This is a genomic window from Pseudomonas sp. GD03862 (assembly GCF_029840855.1).
Taxonomy (GTDB): Bacteria; Pseudomonadota; Gammaproteobacteria; order Pseudomonadales; family Pseudomonadaceae; genus Aquipseudomonas; species Aquipseudomonas alloputida.
Genome location: NZ_JAOCDI010000012.1, coordinates 69,013 through 94,393, shown reverse-complemented (window position 1 = coordinate 94,393; position 25,381 = coordinate 69,013). Strand labels below are relative to the sequence as shown.

20 protein-coding genes are annotated in these 25,381 nt (G+C 62.2%); 5 read left to right on the top strand and 15 right to left on the bottom strand.

Annotated features, from left to right (window positions below; translation table 11 throughout):
- Positions 1-49: 49 nt before the first annotated feature.
- The 4 genes from N5D53_RS10725 to N5D53_RS10710 form a co-directional block, all read right to left on the bottom strand.
- Positions 50-778, bottom strand: coding sequence for a nitroreductase (locus N5D53_RS10725; RefSeq protein WP_020192108.1), 729 nt, complete (start codon positions 776-778; stop codon positions 50-52).
- Positions 779-806: 28 nt separating this feature from the next.
- Complete coding sequence (locus N5D53_RS10720; RefSeq protein ID WP_064493012.1) at positions 807-2,159, bottom strand: aromatic acid/H+ symport family MFS transporter; 1,353 nt, start codon at positions 2,157-2,159, stop codon at positions 807-809.
- Positions 2,160-2,430: 271 nt separating this feature from the next.
- Positions 2,431-3,456 carry an AraC family transcriptional regulator gene (locus N5D53_RS10715; RefSeq protein WP_104962869.1) on the bottom strand — a complete coding sequence of 342 codons (1,026 nt, stop codon included), beginning with the start codon at positions 3,454-3,456 and terminating at the stop codon, positions 2,431-2,433.
- 200 nt (positions 3,457-3,656) lie between these two features.
- Positions 3,657-4,544, bottom strand: coding sequence for a LysR family transcriptional regulator (locus tag N5D53_RS10710; RefSeq protein ID WP_266023864.1), 888 nt, complete (start codon positions 4,542-4,544; stop codon positions 3,657-3,659).
- Between the two features lie 112 nt (positions 4,545-4,656).
- Here N5D53_RS10710 and N5D53_RS10705 point away from each other — a divergent pair, with 112 nt between their 5' ends.
- Both N5D53_RS10705 and ppnN read left to right on the top strand, forming a co-directional pair.
- Positions 4,657-5,718 (top strand): YeiH family protein, encoded by a 1,062-nt coding sequence (locus N5D53_RS10705; RefSeq protein ID WP_104961441.1) that lies wholly within the window; start codon positions 4,657-4,659, stop codon positions 5,716-5,718.
- Positions 5,719-5,926: 208 nt separating this feature from the next.
- The gene (ppnN, locus tag N5D53_RS10700; protein WP_014590577.1) at positions 5,927-7,300 is read left to right on the top strand and encodes a nucleotide 5'-monophosphate nucleosidase PpnN; all 1,374 of its coding nucleotides are present in this window, start codon (positions 5,927-5,929) and stop codon (positions 7,298-7,300) included.
- A 121-nt stretch (positions 7,301-7,421) separates the two neighbouring features.
- Here ppnN and N5D53_RS10695 read toward each other — a convergent pair whose 3' ends face one another.
- Positions 7,422-8,567: a GGDEF domain-containing protein gene (locus N5D53_RS10695; protein ID WP_266023861.1), complete on the bottom strand. Its 1,146-nt coding sequence runs from the start codon at positions 8,565-8,567 to the stop codon at positions 7,422-7,424.
- Positions 8,568-8,798: 231 nt separating this feature from the next.
- Positions 8,799-10,127 (bottom strand): CDP-diacylglycerol--serine O-phosphatidyltransferase, encoded by a 1,329-nt coding sequence (gene pssA / locus N5D53_RS10690; RefSeq protein WP_266023859.1) that lies wholly within the window; start codon positions 10,125-10,127, stop codon positions 8,799-8,801.
- A 181-nt stretch (positions 10,128-10,308) separates the two neighbouring features.
- On the opposite strand from pssA, the gene N5D53_RS10685 reads away from it, so the two are divergent.
- On the top strand, positions 10,309-11,316 hold the full coding sequence (locus N5D53_RS10685) for a GlxA family transcriptional regulator (RefSeq protein WP_019751089.1): 1,008 nt from the start codon (positions 10,309-10,311) through the stop codon (positions 11,314-11,316).
- 254 nt (positions 11,317-11,570) lie between these two features.
- Here the strand turns inward: N5D53_RS10685 and N5D53_RS10680 are convergent, their stop codons facing one another.
- From N5D53_RS10680 to katG, 3 genes are all read right to left on the bottom strand, one after another.
- The gene (locus N5D53_RS10680) at positions 11,571-12,905 is read right to left on the bottom strand and encodes an MFS transporter (RefSeq protein ID WP_064493070.1); all 1,335 of its coding nucleotides are present in this window, start codon (positions 12,903-12,905) and stop codon (positions 11,571-11,573) included.
- A gap of 162 nt (positions 12,906-13,067) precedes the next feature.
- Complete coding sequence (locus tag N5D53_RS10675; RefSeq protein WP_020191657.1) at positions 13,068-14,279, bottom strand: M24 family metallopeptidase; 1,212 nt, start codon at positions 14,277-14,279, stop codon at positions 13,068-13,070.
- Positions 14,280-14,436: 157 nt separating this feature from the next.
- A complete protein-coding gene (gene katG, locus N5D53_RS10670; RefSeq protein WP_266023855.1) occupies positions 14,437-16,692 on the bottom strand; it encodes a catalase/peroxidase HPI in 2,256 nt (751 codons plus the stop codon).
- Between the two features lie 387 nt (positions 16,693-17,079).
- Between katG and N5D53_RS10665 the strand changes: the two genes are divergently transcribed.
- Complete coding sequence (locus N5D53_RS10665; RefSeq protein ID WP_020192324.1) at positions 17,080-17,985, top strand: LysR family transcriptional regulator; 906 nt, start codon at positions 17,080-17,082, stop codon at positions 17,983-17,985.
- 59 nt (positions 17,986-18,044) lie between these two features.
- On the opposite strand, the gene N5D53_RS10660 is transcribed toward N5D53_RS10665, so the two are convergent.
- On the bottom strand, positions 18,045-18,923 hold the full coding sequence (locus N5D53_RS10660) for a DMT family transporter (RefSeq protein WP_010954509.1): 879 nt from the start codon (positions 18,921-18,923) through the stop codon (positions 18,045-18,047).
- 244 nt (positions 18,924-19,167) lie between these two features.
- Here N5D53_RS10660 and N5D53_RS10655 point away from each other — a divergent pair, with 244 nt between their 5' ends.
- Entirely contained in the window at positions 19,168-19,992 is an 825-nt protein-coding gene (locus N5D53_RS10655) for an aldo/keto reductase (RefSeq protein WP_129932053.1), read from the top strand.
- A 14-nt stretch (positions 19,993-20,006) separates the two neighbouring features.
- Here the strand turns inward: N5D53_RS10655 and N5D53_RS10650 are convergent, their stop codons facing one another.
- The 5 genes from N5D53_RS10650 to N5D53_RS10630 form a co-directional block, all read right to left on the bottom strand.
- The gene (locus tag N5D53_RS10650) at positions 20,007-22,106 is read right to left on the bottom strand and encodes an EAL domain-containing protein (RefSeq protein WP_266023851.1); all 2,100 of its coding nucleotides are present in this window, start codon (positions 22,104-22,106) and stop codon (positions 20,007-20,009) included.
- 161 nt (positions 22,107-22,267) lie between these two features.
- Positions 22,268-22,762 carry a GNAT family N-acetyltransferase gene (locus N5D53_RS10645; RefSeq protein WP_010954548.1) on the bottom strand — a complete coding sequence of 165 codons (495 nt, stop codon included), beginning with the start codon at positions 22,760-22,762 and terminating at the stop codon, positions 22,268-22,270.
- Between the two features lie 116 nt (positions 22,763-22,878).
- Positions 22,879-23,814, bottom strand: coding sequence for a catechol 1,2-dioxygenase (catA, locus tag N5D53_RS10640; RefSeq protein ID WP_104961434.1), 936 nt, complete (start codon positions 23,812-23,814; stop codon positions 22,879-22,881).
- A gap of 43 nt (positions 23,815-23,857) precedes the next feature.
- Positions 23,858-24,148 (bottom strand): muconolactone Delta-isomerase, encoded by a 291-nt coding sequence (gene catC / locus N5D53_RS10635; protein WP_003256111.1) that lies wholly within the window; start codon positions 24,146-24,148, stop codon positions 23,858-23,860.
- Positions 24,149-24,169: 21 nt separating this feature from the next.
- Positions 24,170-25,291 (bottom strand): muconate cycloisomerase family protein, encoded by a 1,122-nt coding sequence (locus N5D53_RS10630; protein WP_104961433.1) that lies wholly within the window; start codon positions 25,289-25,291, stop codon positions 24,170-24,172.
- Positions 25,292-25,381: the final 90 nt, after the last annotated feature.

Here is a 25,381-nt window from a genome sequence, read left to right as displayed (position 1 = left end):
CAGTATCACCCTGCCCGACGCCAAACTTGGACAGGGTGCACGCCAGTTTTTATTCTGAGTGAAAGGTAGTGAATGCACGCACGGGCTCACGGCCAGTAACCAACGTGTTCTCAATGCTGCCATCATCGGCATAACCCAAGCTCATCCCACAGACGAGCATTTGGCTCTTCGGTATTTCCAGCATTTCAGTGATGATGCTGTGATATTTAAGGAATGCTGCCTGTGGGCAGGTGTGCAAGCCTCTTCCCCGTGCGGCAATCATGAGGCTTTGCAGGAACATGCCATAATCCAGCAGGCTCCCTTCCTGAAGCACGCGGTCAATCGTGAAGAACAGGCCAACAGGCGCCCCGAAGAAGCGATAATTCCGGCCGTGTTGCTCATGCATCCTTTGTTTATCGCTTCGACTGATGCCCAACAAGCTATAGAGCCCCCACCCTACCTCCCTGCGCCGCTCGATGTAGGGAGACGTCCACTCCCTGGGGTAATACGCGTAGGGATCAGAAAAGCGTTGGTCATCAGCCGGATGGTCATCAACCTCAGCAAGTGCTGCGGACAACCGTGCCTTCATATCACCGGTAACAACATGCACATTCCAGGGCTGCAGGTTGACGCCTGTTGCGCTAAAGCGAGCAACGTTCAGCATCGCTTCGATTTCCTCTAGCGGAACTGGGGTTGGGAGGAACGACCTGATGCTCCGACGTGAGACAATTGCCCAGTCGATCAAACGGGCTGCTTCGTCCGAACCTACCGGTGATTCGCGCAAGCGATCAATAAGCATACTTGGCACCTGTCTCTCAGAATTACGGTCAGGTCAACTCGTGCGCAACCGTGGCCTTCTTCCTCACTACAGCGGAGTCCGAGCGAGATTGGTTGATCATGGTCACTGCAACAGCCCCTACCAGGCCGGCGAGCGCGATTGCCATGAAGTTCTGCTCCAGCGGCAACGCCATCGATACCAAGGCACCAATCAAAACAGGTGCGACAATCGCCCCGACGCGACCGACCCCCGATGCAAAACCGACGCCAGTCGAACGGATGGTGGAGGGATAGAAATCGCCGGCGTATGCATAGGCCAGAAGCTGGGTGCCAAGGGTCGAGGCCCCCACGATGAACACGACGACAAAGAGCAGTTCGGTGGAGCGGGTATATCCCAGCAACGTGAGTGCGACCGCGCCCACCACATAGAACACCACCAAGACGTGTTTGATGCTGAATTTATCGCTAAGCCATCCACCCAGAATTGCACCGAAGATCGAACCGAGGTTGAACACGATGACGAAATTCAGGGCTGAACCGAGGCTGAAACCCGCCATGGCCATCAACTTGGTGAGCCACGAATTGAGCGCATACACCATGAACAGCCCGGTCATGAATGCCATCCAGATCATGACCGTGCTGTATCCACGGCCTTCCAGGAAAAGGCTTCGTACCGGCTTGTCTTGAGCAGAGATAATCTGCGGATTGCCAACGAACTGCGTGTCATCCTTGATCACAAGGTCGGGACGAAGGCGACGCGCGATGACTTTCAACTCGTCTTGTCGCCCCTGCTTCAACATAAAGCCAATAGAGTCGGGCATTGTCTTGAGAATGAAAGGAATCAATACCACTGGCAGGACTGCCACGTAAAACACGTATTGCCAACCGTAGCTTTCGATCAGTTGTTTACCCGTCAGCGCTACCAGAATTCCGCCCACCGAATAGCCTGCGAAAACGATGGTCACCAGCCGGGTGCGAACTTTCAAGGGCGAGAACTCACCCATCTGCGCCGTACAGATGGGCAACACACCGCCAATTCCCAAGCCGGCGATAAAGCGCATGATACTGAAGGTCAGCGGGCTGTCAGTGAACCCTGCCGCAGCGGTGAAAATGCTGAACAGCGCGACACACATCGCGATCATTTTCGGCCGGCCAATTCGATCTGCCAATGTGCCTAAAAAAATGGCGCCCAGCATTGTCCCGAACAATGCTGAGCCAGCCATTACCCCGGCGCTGGTTGCGTCAATTTGCATATCGGCCATGATGGCTGGCAGGGCAGCCCCCACCACTGCCAAGTCGTAACCATCAATAATCAGAATCAACACGCACCAGAATAGAATAAGTCCATGAAAGCGGTTGAACTTCGACTCTTCGGTCAACGTGTACATATTCAAAGAACTCATACCGTGTCTCCTTCAATCTTATTGTTGTGTTTTTGAAGTCCACATACGTATAGCGATCTGGCACAACTCGACCACACGCACAGGTACGCATGGTTCCGCGTGTGAGTCGGGAGAGTTGAGAGGCACCAACTAGACGGCGCCCGAGAAAAATCGTAGGCCTTATGGCAAGCGCCAACCATGCCCAATGGCATCATTCTGCTTGACCGGAACGGGCAGTTTTTGGAAAACCGGATGGCTCCGAACAGAGGGTGATCAGCCCAAGCGCAGCGGACTAGTCTCCTCGAGGGCTACGCAACGAGCGTCTGTAAGCACCAGGAGTGATACCCGTCCATTTCTTGAATGCCCTGTGGAACGCACTGGTCTCAATGAAGCCAACCTCTGACGCAACGCCATCCACCGTCATACCTGCCCGGCACAGCAGACTGATGGAAATATCCCGCCGTAGATTATCTTTGAGCCGTTGGTAGGTGAAACCCTCAGCATAGAGCCTTCGCTGTAGGGTGGAACTGGACATGCTCAAGTCGCGGGCGAGCTCATCGAGTTCAGGCCACGTGTGTGGAGAGAGCAGTTTTAATCGCCGCCGGATCATAATGCTCGTACTGTCGTCGTTACGGTATTTCACAAGGAAGTTACTTGGCGTGCCTTTTAGAAAGGCAGGAAGAGAAGCGGGCGTTTGGCAAACCTTGTACGCCAGAAAGCTCTTCTCGAACACAGCGGAGGTTCTATCGGCCCTCCACTCGATTTCCTCACAAAAGCGCATTCGATAGTCGCTGTCGTCCACCGGCTGAGGAGGACGCATCGATAACTTCACAATAGGAATGCGCCTGTCGCACAGCCAGCAAAGCAGGCCGTGCACGAGCACCAGCCAGGCACCGTAACAAAACACCCTTCGCAACTCACCATGATCATGAATGATAATTGCAGCATGCTCTCCCTCGCATTCCACCGACCCGTAGATGTCATCAAGGGCAGTCCTGAGAAACGCCAGAATCCGCTTGAGCGCCTGCCCAATGGTGTCGCAGCCGAGGGCCAATTGCGCCATCAGCTTGAAGCTACCTCTGCGAAGGGGATGACTGTCTGCCGCAAAAAACTCATCGTCGAGCAAATCCGCTAACGCAATCCACAATCTGGAGAACGTACCAGCAGGTACCCTGGCATAGCGCTGGTCCAGCAGGTGTGGATCAATATGCGCGTGGCTGAGCACAGTAGCGACATCCAGGCCACGCAGTTCTGCTCCTTGAAGTGCGTCCCGCACGAGGCTGATCGACGTAGTGCCTTTGTGGGCAGAAAACTCCATCTGGGGCTCCGTTGCTAACTCGATACCGAAGGCTGCCTTGCAAAGCATACACGCCGATCCATATAGCCAATACCCTATGTTCAGAAGCCACCAAGGGTTGAATTGGCGTCCAACTTCCTGGGGGCAGTCCAGATACAGCACCGTCTTCAAAAATCTGTGCTGTACCTGTGGCGGGCACGCCCGCGAAGAGACCAGTACAGTCAACCCGCCTCTTGCATGGCTACACACAATTCAAGAAACCGCGAGGCAGCCCGCGAAGGCGTAGCCGCATGCGGCAACAGAATGGAAAAACGCCGCACCAGCGCCTGCGGCGCTACCTGCAGCCGGTGCAGCGCCCCATCCTCATGGCGAATGGACATCGCCGACACAAAGCCAACCCCCATCCCGGCCCGGACCGCCTCTTTTACCCCTTCAACGCCCGCGATCTCCAACGCCACACGCATCGCCACGCCATCACGGGCAAACGCCCGCTCGACGATCTGCCGCACACCCGAGCCGCTTTCACGCAGTACCAACGGGTAGGCGCCGAGCGCCGCCAGCGTCTGCTGGTCACTGCCTGCCAGCGGATGCCCACGGGGCACAATCGCCACGATCTCGTCCTCGCGCCACGGCGTCACTTGCGTACCCAACGGCAATTCCTGCCCGGGCGGCCCCTCGATCAGAGCGATATCAACACTGTCCAGGGCGGCGACGATCTCCGCCGTGTTGCCATGCGAGGTGCTGACCAGCACATCTGGATAACGCCCGTGAAAATCGGCGATCAGGTAAGGCAGCAGGTAACTGGCAGGCGTGGTACTGGCGCCGATGCGCACGGTGCCGCGCTCCAGCCCGCGCATGGCCTCGCGCAGCGCTTGCGCCTGGCGGAAGGTTTCGCGCAGGCGCTCGGCATGCGCCAGCAACTGCTCACCGGCCGCAGTCAGCCGCACGCCGCGGCCGGCACGTTGGTAAAGGGGTTCGCCAAATGCCTCTTGCAAGAGCTTGAGCTGGCCGGACACCGCCGGCTGCGACAGATGCAGGGTTTGGGCCGCATGGCTGATGTTGCCGTGTTCGGCAACCGTGGCGAACGTTATCAGCTGTTCTGGGGTCATGATTCAAAAATATCAGCTATACGGATATTTGCCATCCTAAATTACGATTTTTTATAAGCTTATAACCAGATTAACGTAGGCCTTGTCGAAACACCTTTTCCGGAGGACTCACATGGCCACGGTTCCGTCCAACCCTGCCTTTGCCCCTACCCTCTCCACCCGAGGGCGGCTCAATGGCATTCTGTTCGTCGCGCTGTTCGCGGTCGCAGTCACGCAACTGGCGGCCATACCCGCTATCGCCAACCTGGGCATCAGCCCGCTGATCGTGGGTATCGTCGCAGGTGCCCTGTATGGCAACGCGCTGCGTGACGGCGTACCGGCAAGCTGGGCGGCAGGCATCAATTTTTCCGCTCGCGGCCTGTTACGCATTGCCGTGGCATTTTTTGGCCTGCGGGTAAGCCTGCAGGAAATTGCCGAAGTCGGCTGGTCGGGGCTTATCGTCTCGGTACTGGTAGTCACCAGTACCCTGCTGATCGGCCTGTGGTGTGGCATGAAAGTGTTCAAGCTCGACCGCGATACCGCGTTGCTGACCGCCGCCGGCAGCGCCATCTGCGGCGCCGCCGCCGTGCTGGCATTCGAATCGGCGCTGCGCAGCGCCCCCCATAAAAGCGCCATGGCAGTCGGAAGCGTAGTGCTGTTCGGTACCTTGTCGATGTTCCTTTACCCACTGGCGATCAATGCCGGCTGGCTGCATCTGGATACCATGGGCGCGGGGCTGCTGCTGGGAGGCACTGTCCACGAAGTGGCGCAGGTGGTAGGCGCGGCCAGCAATGTCAGCCCCGAAGCCACGCATGTCGCCACCATCGTCAAGATGACCCGGGTCATGCTGCTGGTGCCGGTACTGCTGGTGGTGGGCCTGTGGATCAGCCGTTCGCGCAAGGCTGGCCAGGCGCAGGGCAACGGGCGCATTGCCATGCCCTGGTTCGCTTTCGGCTTCCTGGCACTGGTCCTGGTGAATTCACTGCAAGTGCTGCCTGGCAGCGTGACCCAGGCCGTGAACAGCCTGGACACCTTTGCCTTGACCATGGCCATGACGGCGTTGGGCATGGAAACCCGCTTCAGCCAGATTCGCCAGGCCGGGCCACGGGCGCTGGCGACCGGGGCGATCCTCAACCTGTGGCTGGTTGGCGGGGGGCTGGCGATTACCCTGGGGGTGCAGAAGCTGTTGGGCTGACGGGAGACCGAGTCGGCTGCTTCGCGGGTAAACCCGCTCCTACAGGTGGGTGCTGCCCTGAAGATGGCAACGCCCCTGTAGGAGCGGGTTCACCCGCGAAGCAGGCAGCTCGGTCTCAAGGTTTTTCACACCCCCCCTCGTTGCCGTCCACATTTCTAGGTATGGTGGTGTCAAAGAAGGATGTTTTACCCGCACAGGAAAGACTTAGATGCCTCAACGCCATGTCATCAATGCATCCGTCAGCCCCAAAGGCAGCCTGGAGACGCTGTCACAACGTGAAGTGCAGCAACTGAGTGAAGTCGGTACCGGTAGCCTTTACACACTGTTCCGCCAGTGCGCCCTGGCAATCCTCAACACTGGCGCCCATGTCGACAATGCCAAGACTATCCTTGAGGCCTACAAAGACTTCGAGGTGCGTATCCACCAACAGGACCGCGGCGTGCGCCTGGAGCTGCTGAACGCCCCGGCAGACGCCTTCGTCGATGGCGAAATGATCGCCAGCACCCGTGAAATGCTGTTCAGCGCCTTGCGCGACATCGTCTACACCGAAAGCGAGCTGGCCAGCCAGCGCATCGACCTGGAGAGCTCCCAGGGCATCACCGACTACGTTTTCCACCTGCTGCGCAACGCGCGCACCCTGCGCCCAGGCGTGGAGCCGAAGATGGTGGTGTGTTGGGGCGGCCACTCGATTAGCACCGAGGAATACCAGTACACCAAGAAGGTCGGCCATGAACTGGGCCTGCGCAAGCTGGATGTCTGCACCGGCTGCGGCCCGGGCGTGATGAAAGGCCCGATGAAGGGCGCCACCATCGCCCACGCCAAGCAACGCATGCATGGCAGCCGCTACCTGGGCCTGACCGAGCCCGGCATCATCGCCGCCGAGGCGCCCAACCCGATCGTCAACGAACTGGTGATCCTGCCAGACATCGAGAAGCGCCTGGAGGCCTTCGTGCGTGTCGGCCACGGCATCATCATCTTCCCGGGCGGTGCCGGCACGGCGGAGGAGTTCCTTTACCTGCTGGGCATCCTCATGCACCCGGACAACCACGACCTGCCGTTCCCGGTGGTGCTCACCGGCCCGCGCAGCGCCGAACCTTATCTGCAACAGTTGCACGCTTTCGTCGGCGCCACGCTGGGTGAAGCGGCCCATCGCCTGTACGAAATCATCATTGATGACCCGGCGGAAGTCGCCCGGCACATGGTCGAAGGCCTCAAGGCGGTCAAGCAGTTCCGCCGCGAGCGCAACGATGCCTTCCACTTCAACTGGCTGCTGAAGATCGAGGAGAGCTTCCAGCGACCGTTCGACCCGACCCACCAGGCCATGGCCGACCTGGACTTGCGCCGCGAGCTGCCGCCCCATGAACTGGCGGCCAACCTGCGCCGGGCGTTTTCCGGGATTGTCGCAGGCAACGTCAAGGACAAAGGCATCCGCCTGATCGAGGAACACGGGCCGTATCAGATCCACGGTGACAGCGCCGTACTGGACCCGCTGGGCCGGCTGCTGCAGGCATTCGTCGACCAGCACCGGATGAAGCTGCCCGGCGGCGCGGAGTATGTACCGTGCTATCAGGTAGCGACCTGACCACGCTGTTTTGCTGATGACGGGCACGGATGCCCGTCAAACGCGGGGGCCGGGTGACGGGAGCGCCTGTATGGATCACCCACAGGGGTTACATGAAAGCTCACCCACCTAGGTAATTCGCTCATTGCCGGAGTTCAACCAGCGCCCGCTCGAAAAACCGAATGCTGTCGCGCCCCCCACGTTTGGACTGGTACAACGCCACATCCCCCTGCTCGATCAACGCCGCCAGGCTCGCCGGCGGCTGATCGAACACGTTGGCACCAATGCTCAAGGTAACCGCCTGGGGCGTAGGCACGGTCTTGTCGGCGTACTGCTGGAACTGCTCACGCAGCCCACTCCCCAGTTCCATGACCCGTTCACTGCTCGCGCCACTGAGCAAGATGACGAACTCATCCCCGCCTAACCGCGCCGCCAGCGAGCGCTCGGGCAGCGCCGTACGGATCATCTCGCTCAAGGCAATCAGCAAACGGTCGCCGGCGATATGCCCGTGCAGGTCGTTGACCAGTTTGAAGTTGTCGATGTCGATCAACAGCAATGCCCCGGGTTGCGCCGGGCTCACGTCCTTGAAGAAATGCCCCGCCCGCACCTCCAGTGCACGCCGGTTGTACAGCGCAGTCAGCGGGTCACGGGCTGCCAGCCGGGCAATACGCTCTTCCCGCCGGTAACGTACGGTGCCGGTCATCGACAAGGCAATCAGCATGATCGCCATCGCGCCTTCCACCAGCGAAACCTGAATGATCAGCCCGCCAAAGGTCGCCAGGTCAATCAGCGTGCCTGGCGTGATCGCGATGGCCGCCTTGGCCACATAGAACAGCCCATGGATCAGCAACACATAGCGCAGTTGCACGGCCCCGACACTCAGCGATTTGCCATGTGGCCGCAGCAGGAAACTGGCCTTGAGCGTCAGCGAGGCCACCAACAACGAGTTGACCATCAGCATCACCTTCGACCACTGCGGGCCCACGGGCAGCAGCAGCAAGGCAAACCAGACCACCACAACCATCATCCAGGCGCGTGACAAGCGCTCCTGGGTGAAGCGCAGCACGCCGATCAGGAAAAAAACGTGGGCCACCACCAGCAAGCCATTGGCGAACCAGATGCCGATGAACAGAAAGCCGACCCCGCGCAACAATGCCAGGGTGCTACCAACCGTAATCGTGGCGAAACCCGCACTCCAGTACAGCAACGAGGTTTCGCGCACACTGCGCCATTCAATCGCCAGGTACAAGGCGGCCGCAGCGGCCAAAGCGACTGAAATAGTCAGCATCGTGGGTGGATCTAACGCCATATACGCATTGGCCTGTCTGGTTAACGGGAAAAGGCCCGACTGTATGCGATCGTGATCACGTTCAGAGGGGCCTTGCAAGGTTGCCTGCACATTGTAAACCAGCCCCTGACAAAGGGCCGTGGGCAGCAATATCATAATGACATCAATGCGCGATGCGTACCACTCTGGCCCTTCGCTGGCTTGCCGGCGACAGGGCCATTGCAGGCGACGTCAGAGCACCCGTTTGATCAACGGTTCCAGCCGGCTATAGCGCAGCCGACGCAGAAACTTGCGCACTTGCTTGGGATGTTCGGCCTTCGCCCCCAGCGCCTCTGCCGAGCCGATTCTCGGCGCAAAGCGCCGCAGCTCGCTCAACTCCGCTTCCCGTGGCGCCAGCCATTGACCCTGCGGGTCGTCGATCAGCAGGCCGTTCTCCAGGTCCAGGTTGAACCCGCGCGGGTTGAGGTTGTTGCCGGTCAGCAGCGAATAACGCTGGTCGATCCAAACGCCCTTGGCATGGAAGGTATGCCCGGGATCGTTCCAGATGCGTACTTGCAACTGGCCGCTGGCAATCGCGGCGTGGCGGCGGTGGGCGAAGGCGCGCAGGTTGTCCTCGTACAGATAGGGCAATGCACCACTGGCACTGAACGGTTCGCCAGGGGCGATGTAGAAGTCGTTGGCGGTGCGGTCACCGACAATCAGCTCCACCCCAACCCCCCGCGCCAGGGCATGGTCAAGTTCGCGCATCACGACCTGCGGCGGGTTGAAATACGGCGTACTGATGATGATCTGCGTGCGCGCCACTGCCAGCAAGGCGCACAGCGCCCGGTTCAGCGGATTGCCACGGCCCACACCCAGCAGCGGGATCACCTGCAGGCCCTGCCCCGGCACGCTGGCCGGTACCTCGTAGTCCATGCGCCGCAGCCGTGCGCGCAAACGCCGAATGTCGCCGCGCAAACTGCGGGTAGAAGGTGGCGCCGGCAGGTCGAGGCGCGGTGTGGCGGTATGGTGCAGCAAACGCTGAACCAGGCCGACCATGGCATCAGCCAGTGCCGGTGACTGGAACAGGTGGTAGCGATCCAGGCGATAGCGGTCGAAACGATGCAGGTAGACGTTGTTCAGACTGGCGCCGGTGTAGATCACGCAATCGTCGATGATGCTGCCTTTGAGGTGCAACACCCCGAACAGTTCGCGGGTCTGCACTGGCACGCCATGGATCGCGATGTCCAGCCCGTGCAACTGGCGCTGGGCCTGGTACCAGGCGGCATTGCCCGGCTGACGCCCGGCCCCCAGCAGCCCGCGCCTGGCGCGGAACCAGTCGACCACGATGGTGATCTCCAGGCCTGGCCGCGCGGCCTTGGCCTGGTACAAGGCATCCAGCACTTCCTGGCCGGCCTCGTCCTCCTGCAGGTACAGCGCAACGATAACAATGCGCCGAGTCGCCGTACGGATGCGCTCGAACAAGCAGGCGCGGTAAGCCCTGGCATCGGGCAGCACCTGGATCGCTTCGGGGGCCATGGCATAGCCTGGCAAGCCCGCCAGCATGGTTTCGGGGTTCACTGACGCTCACCTTCTCTGTGCAATCACTGTCGGCCCCGCCAGCCGGCGGCGCCATTCCTGGCCGCTGCATCCGAGGTGTATGATCGACCCGGCAACGACCCATAACAACAAGAACCACGCGAGGCTCTGCTTTCTCACTGCCCCTGACCAACCAGGCCTCAGCTTGCACAGGAACAGCGCAATGGTCCACCCCGCTTCTGCAAACCTATCGCCGTCTAGTGTAAAGAATTGTTCGGCAAAGACCTTTGGCTTCCTGATTTTGCCCAATTTCACCACTATCGGCCTTGCGTCGGCGGTGGAGACCCTGCGCATGGCCAACCTGGCCGCGCGCAAGCCACTGTATCGCAGTGTGCTGATCGCCGCAGACGACGCGCCGGTGGTGGCCAGCAACGGCATGCGCGTACTGCCCGACTACAACATCACCAACGCCCCCGCGCTGGATGCCTTGCTGGTGGTCGGCGCCAACCCGATCGACCGAAGCCGTAGCAACCGCCCATTGATCGACTGGTTGCGCCAACTGGCCCGCCAGCGCTTGCCACTGGGCGGTATCTGCACCGGTAGCTACCTGCTGGCCAAGGCCGAATTGCTCAAGGGTTACCGCTGCACCATCCACTGGGAAGACCTGCCGACGTTGCAGGCGCACTTCCCCGGTATCGTGATCTCCAGCCAGCTGTTCGAACTGGACCGCGACCGTTACACCTGCTCAGGCGGCGTGGCGGCCATGGACATGATGCTGCAACTGGTGGCCCGGGACACGGGCGGCCAGGACATCGCGGCCAAGGCCGCCGAGCTGTTGCTGTGCGACCGCGTGCGCGGTGAGCGTGAGCGCCAGCGTGTACCGCTGCGCACCCTGCTCGGCAGCGCTCAGCCCAAACTGAGCCAGGTGGTGGCGATCATGGAGGCCAATCTGGAGGAACCGCTGGGGCTGGAGGAACTGGCCAGCCTCAACGACGTGACCGTGCGCCAATTGGAGCGGCTGTTCCACAAGTACCTGCAGCGCACGCCCAGCCAGTATTACCTGGAGCTGCGGCTGTCGCGGGCGCGGGAGTTACTGCTGCGCAGCGACGTGCAAGTGCGTGAGGTGGCGCTGGCCTGCGGCTTCAGTTCGCCTGCGCATTTCTCCAAGAGTTATAGCCGGTTCTTCGGGCTGTCGCCTTTAGGGGAGCGGCGGCAGGCCTCTCTCCATTGAATGGGGTCATGTATTGGCTTGGCTGGCCTCTTCGCGGGCAAGCCCGCTCCTACACGCACGTGGTCCGCCACAGGCTTTTGTAGGAGCGGGTTCACCCGCGAAAGGGCCGGGCCTGCTGGCCAATCTCCACCCGCCGCTCACCGTTGCCGCCGCCACCGTATTCGCGGGTAAACCCGCTCCTACACGCACATCGGTGGTCCGCCACAGGCCGTTGTAGGAGCGGGCTTGCCCGCGAAGAGGCCAGTGCAGGTCAACTAATCTTCAAGGGCCGCGTGCGCCGTCTCCCGACACATCAGCATGGCCACAAGCGCCACCAGTGCTGCCGCCAGCAAGTATCCTGCCGGGGCCAGCTTGCTGCCCGTCACCTGAATCAGCCAGGTGGCAATGAACGGCGCAGTCCCGCCAAACAGCGCATTGGCCACATTGAAGCTCAGGGCAAACCCGCTGAAGCGCACCCGGGTCGGAAAGATTTCGGCCAGCAGGCACGGCAAGGTCCCGTCGTTCATCGCCAGCATCGCACCGAAAAGGATCTGGATGGCCAGAATCACCAGCAGCGGCTGACCGTCCAGCAGGCGAAACAACGGCACGGTCAACCCCAGGAACAACAGCGAGGCCACCACCAGCATGGTCTTGCGACCAAACTGGTCGGACAGCCGCCCCATCAGGAAGATCAAGCCGATATAGGTGGCCAGCGACACCGTCGAGGCGATGAACGAATCCCGCTCGCTCATGCCCATTTCACTGGACAGGTAGGTCGGCATGTAACTGAGCAACAGGTAGAACGCAACCGCATTCAGGCAGGTGACACCCATGCCGATCGCCAGACTGCGCCGGTGCTGGCCCAGCAGTTCGCGCAGCGGCGTCGTGGCCATGCCGGCCTTGGTTTCCAGGCGCTGCTCCATCTCCAGGAACTTGGGCGTGTCCTGCAAGCTCATGCGGATATAGCGCCCTACCAGGCCGAACGGCGCCGCCAGCAGGAACGGCAGGCGCCAGCCCCACTCATGCAGGGCTTCACTGCTGAGCAGCTCATGCAACACCGCGACGAACGCCGCACCGAACAACAACCCCGCCGCCGTGCTGGCCGGCACGATGCTGGTGTACAAGCCACGCCGCCCAGGCGGCGCGTACTCGGCCAGGAACGCAGCGGCCCCGGCGTACTCACCCGAGGCGGAAAACCCCTGTACCAGGCGGATCAGCAACAGCAAGGCCGGTGCCCACAGCCCGATCTGCGCATAGCCCGGCAACAAGCCGATGCAGAAGGTGGATACCGACATGATCAGGATCGACCACGAGAGCGCGTTTCGCCGACCGTGTCGATCGCCGAAATGGCCCCAGACGATGCCACCCAGCGGGCGCACCAGGAACGACAGGGCGAATACCGCAAAGGTGGCCAGCAAACCGGTGGTCTTGTCAGTTTGCGGGAAGAAGGTGGCGGCGATGATGGTGGCCAGATAGCCGTAGGCGGCGTAGTCGAACCACTCGACGAAGTTGCCCATGAAGCTGGCCCGGGCGGCCTTGCGCAGCGCCTGGCGTTCGGCGTTGTGTGCGGGGCCGGTGATGGCGGATGGGTCTAGGGTGGTGCTGGACATGACGGGTACCCTCTGGTTCTTTTAATTGGAGGCAGGGTCTGGTGGTCATACGGGGATCTTGTTGTTGTCTGGGCCAGCCTTTTCGCAGGAAACCCCGCGCCTACGACAACGGTGAAATCCCCGTAGGAGCGGGCTTGCCCGCGAAGCAGCCGACGCCGATGCTTATTTGCGAATGATGTTGTGCTCCGGCCCATACGGGAACTTGGTGATGTTCTCGGCGCCGCTGTCGTTGACGATCAGGATGTCATGCTCGCGATAACCGCCCGCCCCCGGCCGCCCTTCAGGCAGCATGATCATCGGCTCGATCGACACCACCATGCCCGGTTCCAGCACGGTATCGATGTCCTCGCGCAGCTCCAGCCCCGCCTCGCGGCCGTAGTAATGGCTGAGCGTGCCGAACGAATGGCCATAGCCGAAGGTGCGGTACTGCAGCAGGTCGTGGCGCAGGAAGATCTCGTTCAGTTCGCGGGCGATATCGCTGCAGCGCATGCCTGGGCGCACCAGTTGCAGCCCGGCTTCGTGCACTTCGACGTTGGCCTGCCACAGGCGCAGGTACTCGTCCGGGCAGTGGTCAAGGAACAGGGTGCGCTCCAGCGCGGTGTAATAACCGGCGATCATGGGGAAACAGTTGAGGCTGAGGATCTCGCCCTTGCCCACACGGCGGCTGGTGACCGGGTTGTGTGCGCCATCGGTGTTGAGCCCGGACTGGAACCAGGTCCAGGTGTCCATCAGCTCGGCGTCCGGGAAGCGTTTGGCAATTTCGCGCACCATCGCCTGGGTGGCATGCAGTGCCACCTCGTACTCGGGCACCTGCTCACGCAGGGCCTCGACCACTGCCGCTCCGCCGATGTCGGCCACCTGTGCACCGTGACGGATAAGCGCCTGCTCCTCGGCCGACTTGATCATGCGCATACGCATGCACGGCGCAGCGATGTCCACCAGCTCGGCCTTGGGGTAGCAGGCGGCGAATTTGCCGTGGTTCTGCAGGTTCAGGTGGTCGTACTCCACGCCGATGCGCGAGGCCAGCGGCAACGCCTGCTGGATGGCGACGAAATAGTTGTCGCGCTGCCAGTCGGTGTAGACGATGTTGTCAGTGCCCACCGTGCGCCGCCAGGGTTGCCCGCCGTCGATGTTGGCGCTGATCGAGACCACCTTGTCCTGGGTGATCACCAGCGCATAAGGGCGGCCGAACGAGCAGTAGAGGAAATCGCTGTAATAGTTGACGTTGTGATACGAGGTGAAGATTGCCGCCTCGATGTCCTGCTCGGCCATATAGGCCCGCAGCCGGGCGTGGCGAGCAGCGTATTCCTGAGCGGAGAAGGTTGGCTGCACCTTGTCGCCATTGCGGATTTTCAGGGTCTTGGGCATTTGCATGGTCGGGGTTCCTTGTCGTTGTGAGCACGCTGTTCAGGCCGGCCGCCTGAGAAGCATTGCAACAGAACCGACGAGGACACTTTTGTATCTATCCGACCTGGAATTGGCGGGATGACCACTGGCCAAGGGGGCGCTGAGCGCCCCCCGCCAGGCAACGCTATTTCAGATCAAAGCGGTCCAGCTCCATGACCTTCTGCCAGGCGGCCACAAAGTCCCGGACAAACTTGTCACCGCCATCACTGCTGGCATACACCTCGCTCAACGCCCGCAACTGGGCATGCGAACCGAACACCAGATCGACCCGGCTACCGCTCCACTTCACCTGCCCGGTCTTGCGGTCACGGCCTTCAAAGGTTTCGTTGTCCGCCGAGGTCGGTTTCCACTCCACGCTCATATCCAGCAAGTTGCGGAAGAAGTCGTTGCTCAGCGTCCCCGGCTTGTCGGTGAACACGCCGAGTTTGCTACCACCATGGTTGGCACCGAGCACCCGCAGGCCACCGATCAGCACGGTCAGCTCTGGCGCGGTCAGGGTCAGCAACTGCGCCTTGTCCAGCAACAGTTTCTCGGCCTTGACGCTGTAGCGTGCCTTGGTGAAGTTGCGGAAGCCATCGGCCAGCGGTTCCAGCACGGCGAACGACTCGACGTCAGTCTGCTCCTGCGACGCATCGACTCGGCCCGGGCGGAACCCTACGCTGCCGCTGTAGCCCGCATCCTTGGCAGCTTTTTCGACTGCCGCGGTACCGGCCAGCACGATCAGGTCAGCCAGGGAAACCTTCTTGCCGCTGCTGTTGAACTCGCCCTGGATCTTCTCCAATGCCGCCAGCACCTTGTCCACGCCCTGGTTTGCAGCCCAGTCCTTCTGTGGCGCCAAGCGCAAACGCGCGCCGTTGGCACCACCGCGCTTGTCGGAGCCGCGGAAGGTCGACGCGGATGCCCAGGCGGTGGAGACCAGTTCACCCACGCTCAAACCCGAGGCCAGGATCCTGGCCTTGAGGGTCGCGATGTCTTGCTCGCTGATCGTGGCTGGGTCAGCTTTGGGCAACGGGTCTTGCCACAGCAACTCTTCATTGGGCATTTCCGGGCCCAGATAGCGCGCCAGCGGGCCCATGTCGCGGTGGATCAGCTTGTACCACGCACGGGCAAAAGCATCCGCCAGCTGGTCAGGGTTTTCTTTGAAGCGGCGAGCGATTGGCTCGTAAATGGGGTCGAAGCGCAATGCCAGGTCGGAGGTCAACATCGACGGTGCATGCCTTTTACCGGGATCGTGTGCATCGGGCACCATGCCTGCGCCTTTGCCATCTTTCGGCCGCCACTGGTGCGCGCCGGCCGGGCTTTTGGTCAGCTCCCATTCAAAGTCGAACAGGTTATTCAGGTACTCGTTGCTCCACCGGGTCGGGGTGGAGGTCCAGGTCACTTCCAGGCCACTGGTGATGGTATCCCCGCCTTTGCCGGAGCCAAACGTGTTGTGCCAGCCCAGGCCCTGCATCTCCAGGCCTGCCGCTTCCGGCTCGGGGCCGACGTTGTCGGCGGGGCCGGCACCGTGGGTCTTGCCGAACGCGTGGCCACCGGCGATCAAGGCCACGGTTTCTTCATCGTTCATGGCCATGCGGCCAAAGGTTTCACGGATGTCCTTGCCCGAGGCCACGGGGTCGGGGTTACCTTCCGGGCCTTCCGGGTTCACGTAGATCAGGCCCATCTGCACGGCGGCCAGCGGGTTTTCCAGGTTACGCTCGGCCGACAGGTCGCGATTCTGCTCTTCACCATGCTTGGCCGGCTCGGCCACCAGGTCACCCTGCCCCGGCGGCTGCGCCTTGACCTGATCCTTGCCGTAACGGGTATCACCCCCTAGCCAGACCTTTTCCGACCCCCAGTACACGTCTTCGTCCGGCTCCCACACATCGGCACGCCCGCCGGAGAAGCCGAAGGTCTTGAAGCCCATGGATTCGAGGGCAACATTACCGGTGAGCACGATCAGGTCGGCCCAGGAAATCTTGTTGCCGTACTTCTGCTTGATCGGCCACAGCAGGCGCCGGGCCTTGTCCAGGCTGACGTTGTCCGGCCAGCTGTTGAGCGGGGCGAAGCGTTGCTGGCCAGAGCCCGCACCACCGCGGCCATCACCAATGCGGTAGGTGCCGGCGCTATGCCAGGCCATGCGGATGAACAGCGGGCCGTAGTGGCCGAAGTCGGCCGGCCACCAATCCTGCGAGTCGGTCATCAAGGCGGTGAGGTCTTTCTTCAGGGCCTGGAAGTCGAGGCTCTTGAACGCCTTGGCATAGTCGAAGTCCGGGTCGGGGCTGGACTTGGAGGAATGCTGGTGAAGAATTCTCAGGTTGAGCTGGTCAGGCCACCAGTCACGGTTGGTGGTGCCGCCACCTGCGGTTTGATGGAACGGGCATTTCGATTCGTTCGACATCTGCGGGTACCTTTGGGTCGGTTATCCAGATTTCCGGTCTATGCCAGTGTTCTTTCAGCCGAGCGGGTGGGCTCGTACTACCCCTCATCAGGTGTACACGGGGCTTGCGAAGCTGTCACGGCGGGGGGGGCACGGTCTTGCACGCAGGTGCTGACGCGCTGCCCTGTCGCGGAATTCGCGGGGCCACGAGAAAGACTAGCCGAGCTTGGGCAGAGTTCTAATAGAGTGGCTGTTGGAGCCTGATAGGCTGGCTCTGTCAGGCGCAGGCCTGTATCGGCCTCATCGCGGTCAAGCCCGCGATGAGGCCGGCACATCCATACAAGGCACAAGGCCCCACGCCATGCTTCAATACACAGCCATACCCTTTGCCCAGGACGCCGAGCCCTCATGAACCGCAACGACCTGCGCCGCGTCGACATGAACCTGCTGGTGCTGTTCGAAGCCCTGATGATCGAACGCAACCTGACCCGCGTGGGTGAAAAGCTGTTTATCACCCAATCCACCGTCAGCGCCGCCCTCGCCCGCCTGCGCGAGCTGTTCGACGACCCGCTGCTGATCCGCAGCGGCCGGGCCATGGAACCCACCCCGCGGGCCATGCAGATCTTTGCTGAACTGGGCCCGGCCATGGACGTGATTTCCGCTGCCATCAGCCGCGCCCGCGAGTTCGACCCGGCCAACAGCTGCAACGTGTTCCGCCTGGGCCTTTCTGACGATGCCGAGTTCGGCCTGTTTCCGGCCCTGCTGCAGGCCCTGCGTGAAGAAGCCCCCGCCATTAGCGTGGTAGTGCGGCGGGCCAATTTCCTGCTGATGCCGGGCCTTCTGGCCAGCGGCGAGATCTCGGTAGGTGTGAGCTATACCACCGACCTGCCGGCCACCGCCAAACGCCGCAAGCTGCGCGACATCGGTGTACGGGTGCTGCGCGCCGACGACCGCCCGGGGCCGCTGACCCTCGACGAATACTGCGCCCGCCCGCATGTGATGGTGTCGTTCTCCGGTGACATGAGCGGCAACATCGACCTCGACCTGGCACGCATCGGGCGTTGCCGCAAGGTGGTGCTGGCGGTGCCGCAGTTCGGTAGCCTGCGCGCCCTGCTGCGCAACACCGAGCTGATCGCCACGGTGCCGGACTATGCCGCGTGTGCCCTCGCCGACGACGGCAGCTTGCGCGCCGACCCGGCGCCGTTCGACATCACCGAGGCCGAGCTGTCGATGGTCTGGAGCGGCGCCCAGGACAACGACCCCGCCGAGCGCTGGCTGCGCGACCGCATCCTGCAGTTCATGGCCACGCAGTGATGTCCTCTTCGCAGCGCAACGCTGCGCCTACCGGTCGTACAGCCTGAAGCACGCGGCTGCTATTTGCCGCGCTGCATCCAGGCTGCACCAAGCCCACTGAGGCAGATCACCAAAATCCCCACCAGGCTCAGGGTATCCGGCACCTGGCTGTACACCACGAAGCCAAGCAACCCGGCAAACACGATCTGGCAATAGCTGAACGGCGCCAGCAACGCCGGCGCCGCATGGCGGAAGGCCTGGGTCAACAGCAGGTGCGCAGTCATGCCAAAGCCGCCCAGTGCCAGCATCAACAGGGCATGATCCCAGCGCGGCACCTCCCAGAAGAACGGCACCAGGGCACTCATTGCCAAGGTGTTGCACAAACCCGCATAGAAGTTGCTGGTGGTCGGGCTGTCATGCGCCGCCAGAATCCGCGTCAGCAACTGATAGAAGCAGAAGCCCAATGCCGAACCGAACGGATACAGAATGGCCGGGGTAAACATCGCCCCGCCAGGGTGCACCACCACCAGCACGCCGATAAAGCCCATCACCACCGCCACCCACTGCCCCACTGTCACTCGCTCTTTGAGCAGCGGCGCCGACAACGCGGTGACCAGCACCGGGGCAAGGAAGTTGACGGCCGTGGCCTCGGCCAGTGGCAGGTATTGCAAGCCGGTCGTGAACAGCAGGCTGGTGCTCAGCAGGCTCAGGGCCCGCAAGGTCTGCAATACCGGCCGGCGGGTGCGCAATACGTTGAGCCCAGACTTGGGCAGGAAGATGCCGGCCATCAGCAACGTGTGCACCACATAACGCGCCCACACCACCATGACTATCGGGTACAGGCCACCCAGGAATTTGGACAAGGCATCGTGGCTGGCGAACAGGAACGTCGCCACCACCACCAACGCGATGCCGCGCAGGGGTTGGTTGACGCCGGACAGCGGTGTGCTGGAACTCATGGCTCTCTCGATGACGGCGGGGCAACATGCCTCGCCCAAGGAAGGCCGCGCAGGCATTGCCTGGCGGATGTAACAGCTGGGATTCTAGAAGAGATGGCGCAGAATAAGGAAGTTCATTTGCCGCTTGCCCCGGCCAAGTGCAATTTCTGTTCGCTGATCGACCACTTTCCACCTTGTCTGCATGGCCCGTACACGGTTGATCGCCGACCATCGACCGACCCTGCACACCCTACAAGGAATTTACATGCAAAGGCTCAGCACCCGCACCGGCCTGGACCTGCCCGCCATCGGCCTGGGCACCTGGCCAATGACCGGCAGTGAATGCACCCAGGCCGTGCGCCAGGCACTGGACGTGGGTTACCGGCACATCGATACCGCCACCGCCTACGAAAACGAAGCGGCCGTTGGCCAGGCGCTGCGCGACAGCGACGTGCCACGCGAGCAGATCCACCTGACCACCAAGGTCTGGTGGGACCGCCTGGAGCCCAAAGCCATGCGTCAGTCGCTGGAAGACAGCCTGCGCGCGCTGGGTACCGAACAGGTCGACCTGTTCCACATCCACTGGCCAGGCACGGACTGGGACCTGGCCCGCAGCATCGACACCCTGGTAGCGCTGCGTGACGAAGGCAAGGCGCGCCACATTGGCGTGGCCAACTTCCCGTTGGGGTTACTGCGCCAGGTGGTGGAAACCCTGGGCGCGCCGTTGTCGGCGATTCAGGTGGAATACCATGTTCTGCTCAGCCAGCAACCGCTACTCGACTTCGCCCGCAGCCATGATTTGTTGCTCACCGCCTATACCCCGCTGGCACGCGGCCAGGCAGCGGCGCAGCCGGTGATCCAGGCGATCGCCCGCAAGCATGGCGTGCTGCCCAGCCAGGTGGCGCTGAAATGGCTGCTGGACCAGGACGGCGTGGCGGCGATCCCCAAAGCCAGCAGCCGCGAAAACCAGCTGGCCAACCTGGCCGCGTTGACCGTGCAGCTGGATGACGAAGACCGCACAGCCATTGCCGGGCTGCCGAAAGACCAGCGCGTGGTTAGCCCGCCGTTTGCCCCGGACTGGAACAGCTGAGGTCGCCGCGCAAGTCATTGTTCTTGGGTGATGACCTGCTTCAACCGCTCGCTCGCCGGTGCCGGCCGCCCGTAAAAGTAGCCCTGGAAGTGCGAACAGCCTTCCGCCGCGAGCCGGCGCATCTGCTCCTCCGACTCCACGCCTTCAGCCGTGATCTTGATCATCAGGCTGTTGGACAGCTCGGTAATGGCGCGAATGATCGACATGGCCTCGCGGCTGTCGCACATGTCATGCACGAACGACTTGTCGATCTTGATCCGGTCGAACGGGAACGAACGCAGGTAGCCCAACGATGAGTAGCCGGTACCAAAGTCATCCAGTGAAATGGACACACCCAGGTCTTTCAGCGCGCGCAAGGTGCGCACGTTTTCCTCGCTGTTGCCCAGCAGTACCGACTCGGTAATTTCCAGCTCCAGCCGCTGCGCCGGCAGGCCCGAGTCGGCCAGCGCGAGGGCGACGGTATGCACCAGATCGCCGTTCTTGAACTGCACCGCCGACAGGTTGACCGACACCGTCTGCTCACTGTCCCAACTGGCGGCCTCCTGGCAGGCCAGGTTCAGCGCACGGTTGCCCAGCTCGTGGATCAACCCGGTTTCTTCGGCAATGGGGATGAAGTCCATCGGCATGACCATGCCACGGGTCGGGTGTTCCCAGCGCAGCAGCGCCTCATAACCGGTAACGCTGCTGGTCTGATGATCGACTACCGGCTGGTAGTGCAACTGCAACTGCCCCAGGTGCAGCGCTGTGCGCAGGTCGGTTTCCACCAGGCGGCGCTGGCGGGCGGCAACGTCCAGTTCGACATCGAAGCATTCATAACGATTACGGCCGTTACGCTTGGCCTGGTACAGCGCCATGTCGGCGTAGCCCAGCAGTTGCTCTGCCTGGTCATGGTCATCAGGCGCGATGGCGATGCCGATGCTCACCCCCACCGCGAACTGATGCCCTTCGATCCGGAACGGCGGGCTGATGGCCTTGATCAGGCGCTGCGCGGTATTGCACGCGGCATCCCGCCCCTCCAGGCCCGTCAGCACCACGGCGAACTCGTCGCCACCCAGGCGGGCCAAGGTGTCGTGCTCACGCAGTTCGCGGCGCAGACGCTTGCCCAACTCGCGTAGCAGCTTGTCACCAAAGGCATGGCCAAGGGAGTCGTTGATGTTCTTGAAGTTGTCCAGGTCCAGGCACAGGGCAGCGGTCAGCTTGGTGTTTTCGCTGCCGCGCAACAGGGCCTGGCGCAGCCGTTCGTGGAACAGCGTACGGTTGGGCAACCCGGTGAGCGCGTCATGGTGCGCCATGTGGTGGATCTGCGCATGGGCGGCCAGCTCTTCGGTGGCGTCTTCGGCCACGAACAACACGTAATCGGCCTGCCCTTCGCGGTTTTGACTGAGCAGGGTACGGCTACGCAGTGTGCGTGGGCCGCGGGCGGTGTCGACGCGGGTTTCGGCGGCATGCCCCTTGGTACTGCGGGCACCCCGCACGAATTGCTGCTCCAGGTAGTCACCGGCAGCCGGTGCCAGGCATTCCTTGGGCAACTGGCCGATCATGCTGTGCTGAGGCCCGCCGAACAGGCGTTCGGCCTGCTGATTGGCCAACAGGATGCGCTGGCTTTCTAGGTCCTGGACGATGACGCTCGCGGGAATGTTGGCAATGACCGAATCGAGAAACTGCGACAGCTTGGCCATTTCCTGGCTGTACTGCTCGGCCAGCTCTTTGGCCTGCAGCAATTCGAGCTCCTGGCGGTGGCGTTCGGAAATGTCGCGGGTGACCTTGGCGAAACCCACCAGTTGCCCGGCATCGTCGTAAACCGCTTCGATGACCACATGGGCGTGGAAGGCCGTGCCGTCCTTGCGCAGCCGTGCACCCGTTTCCTCAAAGCGTCCGGTGCTGCGCGCCTGCTCCAGGTTGAATGCCGGCAACCCGGCTGCGCGCTCGGCATCGGTGTAGAACAGCGAGTAGTGCTGGCCGACGATTTCCTCGGCACGGTACCCCTTGGCGCGCTGGGCGCCGGGGTTCCAGTTGGCGACGATACCTTCAGGGGTGAGCAGGTAGATGGCATAATCCACCACGCTCTGGATCAACAGCCGGTACATGATGTCGGGGTTTGCTGCGAGCGACATGAACTTTACCTGAACCTTCGAAGCGCATGAAAAGGGACCCCGGCAAGCGGCGGCCGGGTCTTGGAAAGCGATGATGGCATTATGCCGCTCGTGAGCATTTTGTGAAGCACATCACAAAAATGGCGCTATCCCTTATCTGGACGAACGAAAGCGCCCCGCCCTCAATGGCGGGTGCCGGTCACCAGGAAGTTGAGCAAGTCCGGCTCATCCCCCAGGGCGATAGCCTGCGCCGGCCGCGGCAGGCTCGCCAGCACGGCATTGCAGAAAGCCACGGCGGGCAGATCCTGTGCGTAGCAACGCAGCAGCCAGTCACCCTCGCCCCCCAGCAACTGCAACGCCACCGCTCGGCCGATGCCCTGGCGACGGTACTTCTTCAAGATGAACAGGTCGGCAAGCTCCTGCGCAACGATGCCAGGCAGCTCGCTGCGCTCGACCAGCACGAAGCCGGCGATGAAGCCGTCCACCAGCACCAGATACGCGCCCCAGCCGTCGTCCTGCCAGTAGCGTTGCAGGTGCTCCTCGTGGATGTAGAAACGGCCGTCCGCCTCGACGTCTTCCTGCTCCCAGTCGGAGGACTCGTAGCAATAGAACTGGTAGAGATTGCGGATCAGCGACGCCTGGTCGATGGTGGTTGGCAGCAGCGCGATGGGGAGCATGGTGTGGGGGCCTGAACAAAAAGACGATTCTAGATCACCCGCCCCTGGCGACAAAAAGCCCGAGGCCTCCCCGCACGGAAAGCCCCAGGCAAAATCACAGTGACAAAACCTCGAACTCAGCCCTCCTGCAACGCCCGCGGCCGATGGCTTCGCGTCTCGGCGTCAGGCGACTTGGCACCCTGCAAGCGGAAGTCGAATGACAGCTCGGCAAAGCGCTCGCCTTGCACGCCGCGGTCGCGCGCCGCCGCCGCATCCTCGACAAAACGCAGTTCGCCGATCAGCCCGTCGCGGGTGGCATAGGCAAAGTCGTCCCACAGGTACTTGTCGCCAGCAAAGTTGATCTGCGTGGTCAGGTGGCGGTGCCCCGGTGCCGAGATGAAGAAGTGCACGTGCGCCGGGCGCTGGCCGTGGCGGCCGAGCAGGTCCAGGCATTCCTGGGTTGGGCCCTGCGGGTCGCAGCCATACCCGGACGGCACGATCGAGCGCGCGCGGTAACGGCCCTCGGCATCGGTGATGATACGCCGACGCAGGTTGAACTCGGACTGGGTCGAATCGAAGTACGAATAGGTGCCCTGGGTATTGGCGTGCCACAGGTCGACGGTGGCACCGGCCAACGGCTTGCCGTCGGCATCGAACACCTGGCCCTGAAGGAACATCACCACGCCTGGGTCAGTGCCGTCGTCCATGCGCGCTTCGCCCTGGGCCAGCGGCGCCCCGGCAACGTACAACGGGCCTTCGATGGTGCGCGGGGTGCCGCCGCCAAGGCCGGCTTCGGCATCCTTGGCATCCTGCAGCAGGTCGAGGAAGTGCTCGATACCCAGGCCAGCAGCCAGCAGGCCTGCCTCATTACGGCCGCCCAGGCGGTTGAGGTAGTCGACTGCGTGCCAGAACTCGTCCTCGGTGATTTCCAGGTCTTCGACCAAGCGAGCGGTGTCTTGCAGCACACGCAGAATGATCTGCTTGAAGCGCGGGTTTCCTTCGGCATGGTCCAGGCCAGCTACCCGGTTGAAGAAGGCTTGAATGTCGGCAGTGTGGGAAATTTTCACGGTCATCGTGCTTACCTCGTATTGTTCTTGTCAGGCATACAGGTGCGAATCAGCGATCGTCGCTGTGAATAGACGAGGGATGCCGACACAGGCCGTCGACCTCGATATCCATGTACGGGAACAGCGGCAGCTGCATCAACGTGTCATGCAACGCCTCGACGCTGGGCACATCGAACACGCTGTAGTTGGCGTAATGCCCGGCAATGCGCCACAGGTGGCGCCAGGTGCCTTCGCGCTGCAGGCGCTGGGCCAGTTCCTTTTCATCGGCCTTGAGCTGGGCGGCCTTGGCCGGGTCCATGTCGACCGGCAGCTTCACGGTCATCTTCACGTGGAACAACATGATTATCTCCTTGCTTGCTGATCAGCGACGGGCGAAGCGCGCCAGGCGCTGTTCGTCCAACGTCAGGCCCAGGCCGGGGGTGTGGGGGATGTGCAGCTGGAAGTCGCGGTATTGCGGCGGTTCGTTGACGATCTCCTCGGTCAGCAGCAGCGGCCCGAACAGCTCTGTACCCCAGGTGAGCTGGCGCAGGGTGAGGAATGCATGGGCCGAAGCCAGGGTGCCGATCGAACCTTCGAGCATGGTGCCGCCGTACAAGGCGATGCCAGCGGCCTCGGCGATCTGTGCAGTGCGCAGCACCGCGCGCGGGCCACCATTCTTGGCGATTTTCAGGGCGAAGATGCTGGCGGCGCCGTCGGCGGCCAGGCTGAAGGCGTCCTCGACGCTTTCGATCGACTCATCGGCCATGATCGGTGCCGGGCTGCGCTGGTTCAGGCGCACCTGGCCAGCGCGGTTGATGCGCGAAATCGGCTGCTCGATCAGGTCGATGCCGTTGTCGCCCAATACCTGGCAGGCGCGGAGGGCCTGGGACTCGTCCCAGTACTGGTTGACGTCGACCCGCACGCTGGCGCTGTCACCCAGCTCGCGCTTGATCGCGACCACGTGCTTGAGGTCCTGGGCCACCGGGTTGGCGCCGATTTTCAGCTTGAACACGCGGTGCCGGCGAATGTCCAGCATGTGCTGGGCTTCGGCGATGTCGCGGGCGGTGTCGCCGCTGGCCAGGGTCCAGGCCACCTCCAGGCTGTCACGTACGCGGCCACCCAGCAGTTCGCTGACCGGCAGGCCCAGGCGTTTGCCCTGGGCGTCGAGCAAGGCGCTTTCGATGCCGGACTTGGCGAAGGTGTTGCCCTTGGCCAGCTTGTCCAGCTTGAGCATGGCGGCATTGATGTTATCTGCCGGCAGGCCGATCAGCGCCGGGGCGAGGTACGCGTCGATGTTGGCCTTGATGCCTTCGGGGCTTTCGTAGCCATACGCCAGGCCACCGATGGTGGTGGCTTCACCGATGCCTTCCACGCCATCGCTGCAGCGCAGTCGCAATACCACCAGGGTCTGCTGCTGCATGGTGTGCATCGCCAGCTTGTGCGGGCGAATGGTCGGGAGATCGACGATAATTGCATCTATGTGTTCAATCAGCGCGCTTGTCATTGTTGCCAGGTCCCGTCAGGTCGGGCTTACAGTCGTAGGCCCGAGTGATGCGTTTACTTGATTGTTGAAGGATTGCGCGAGACCCTGACG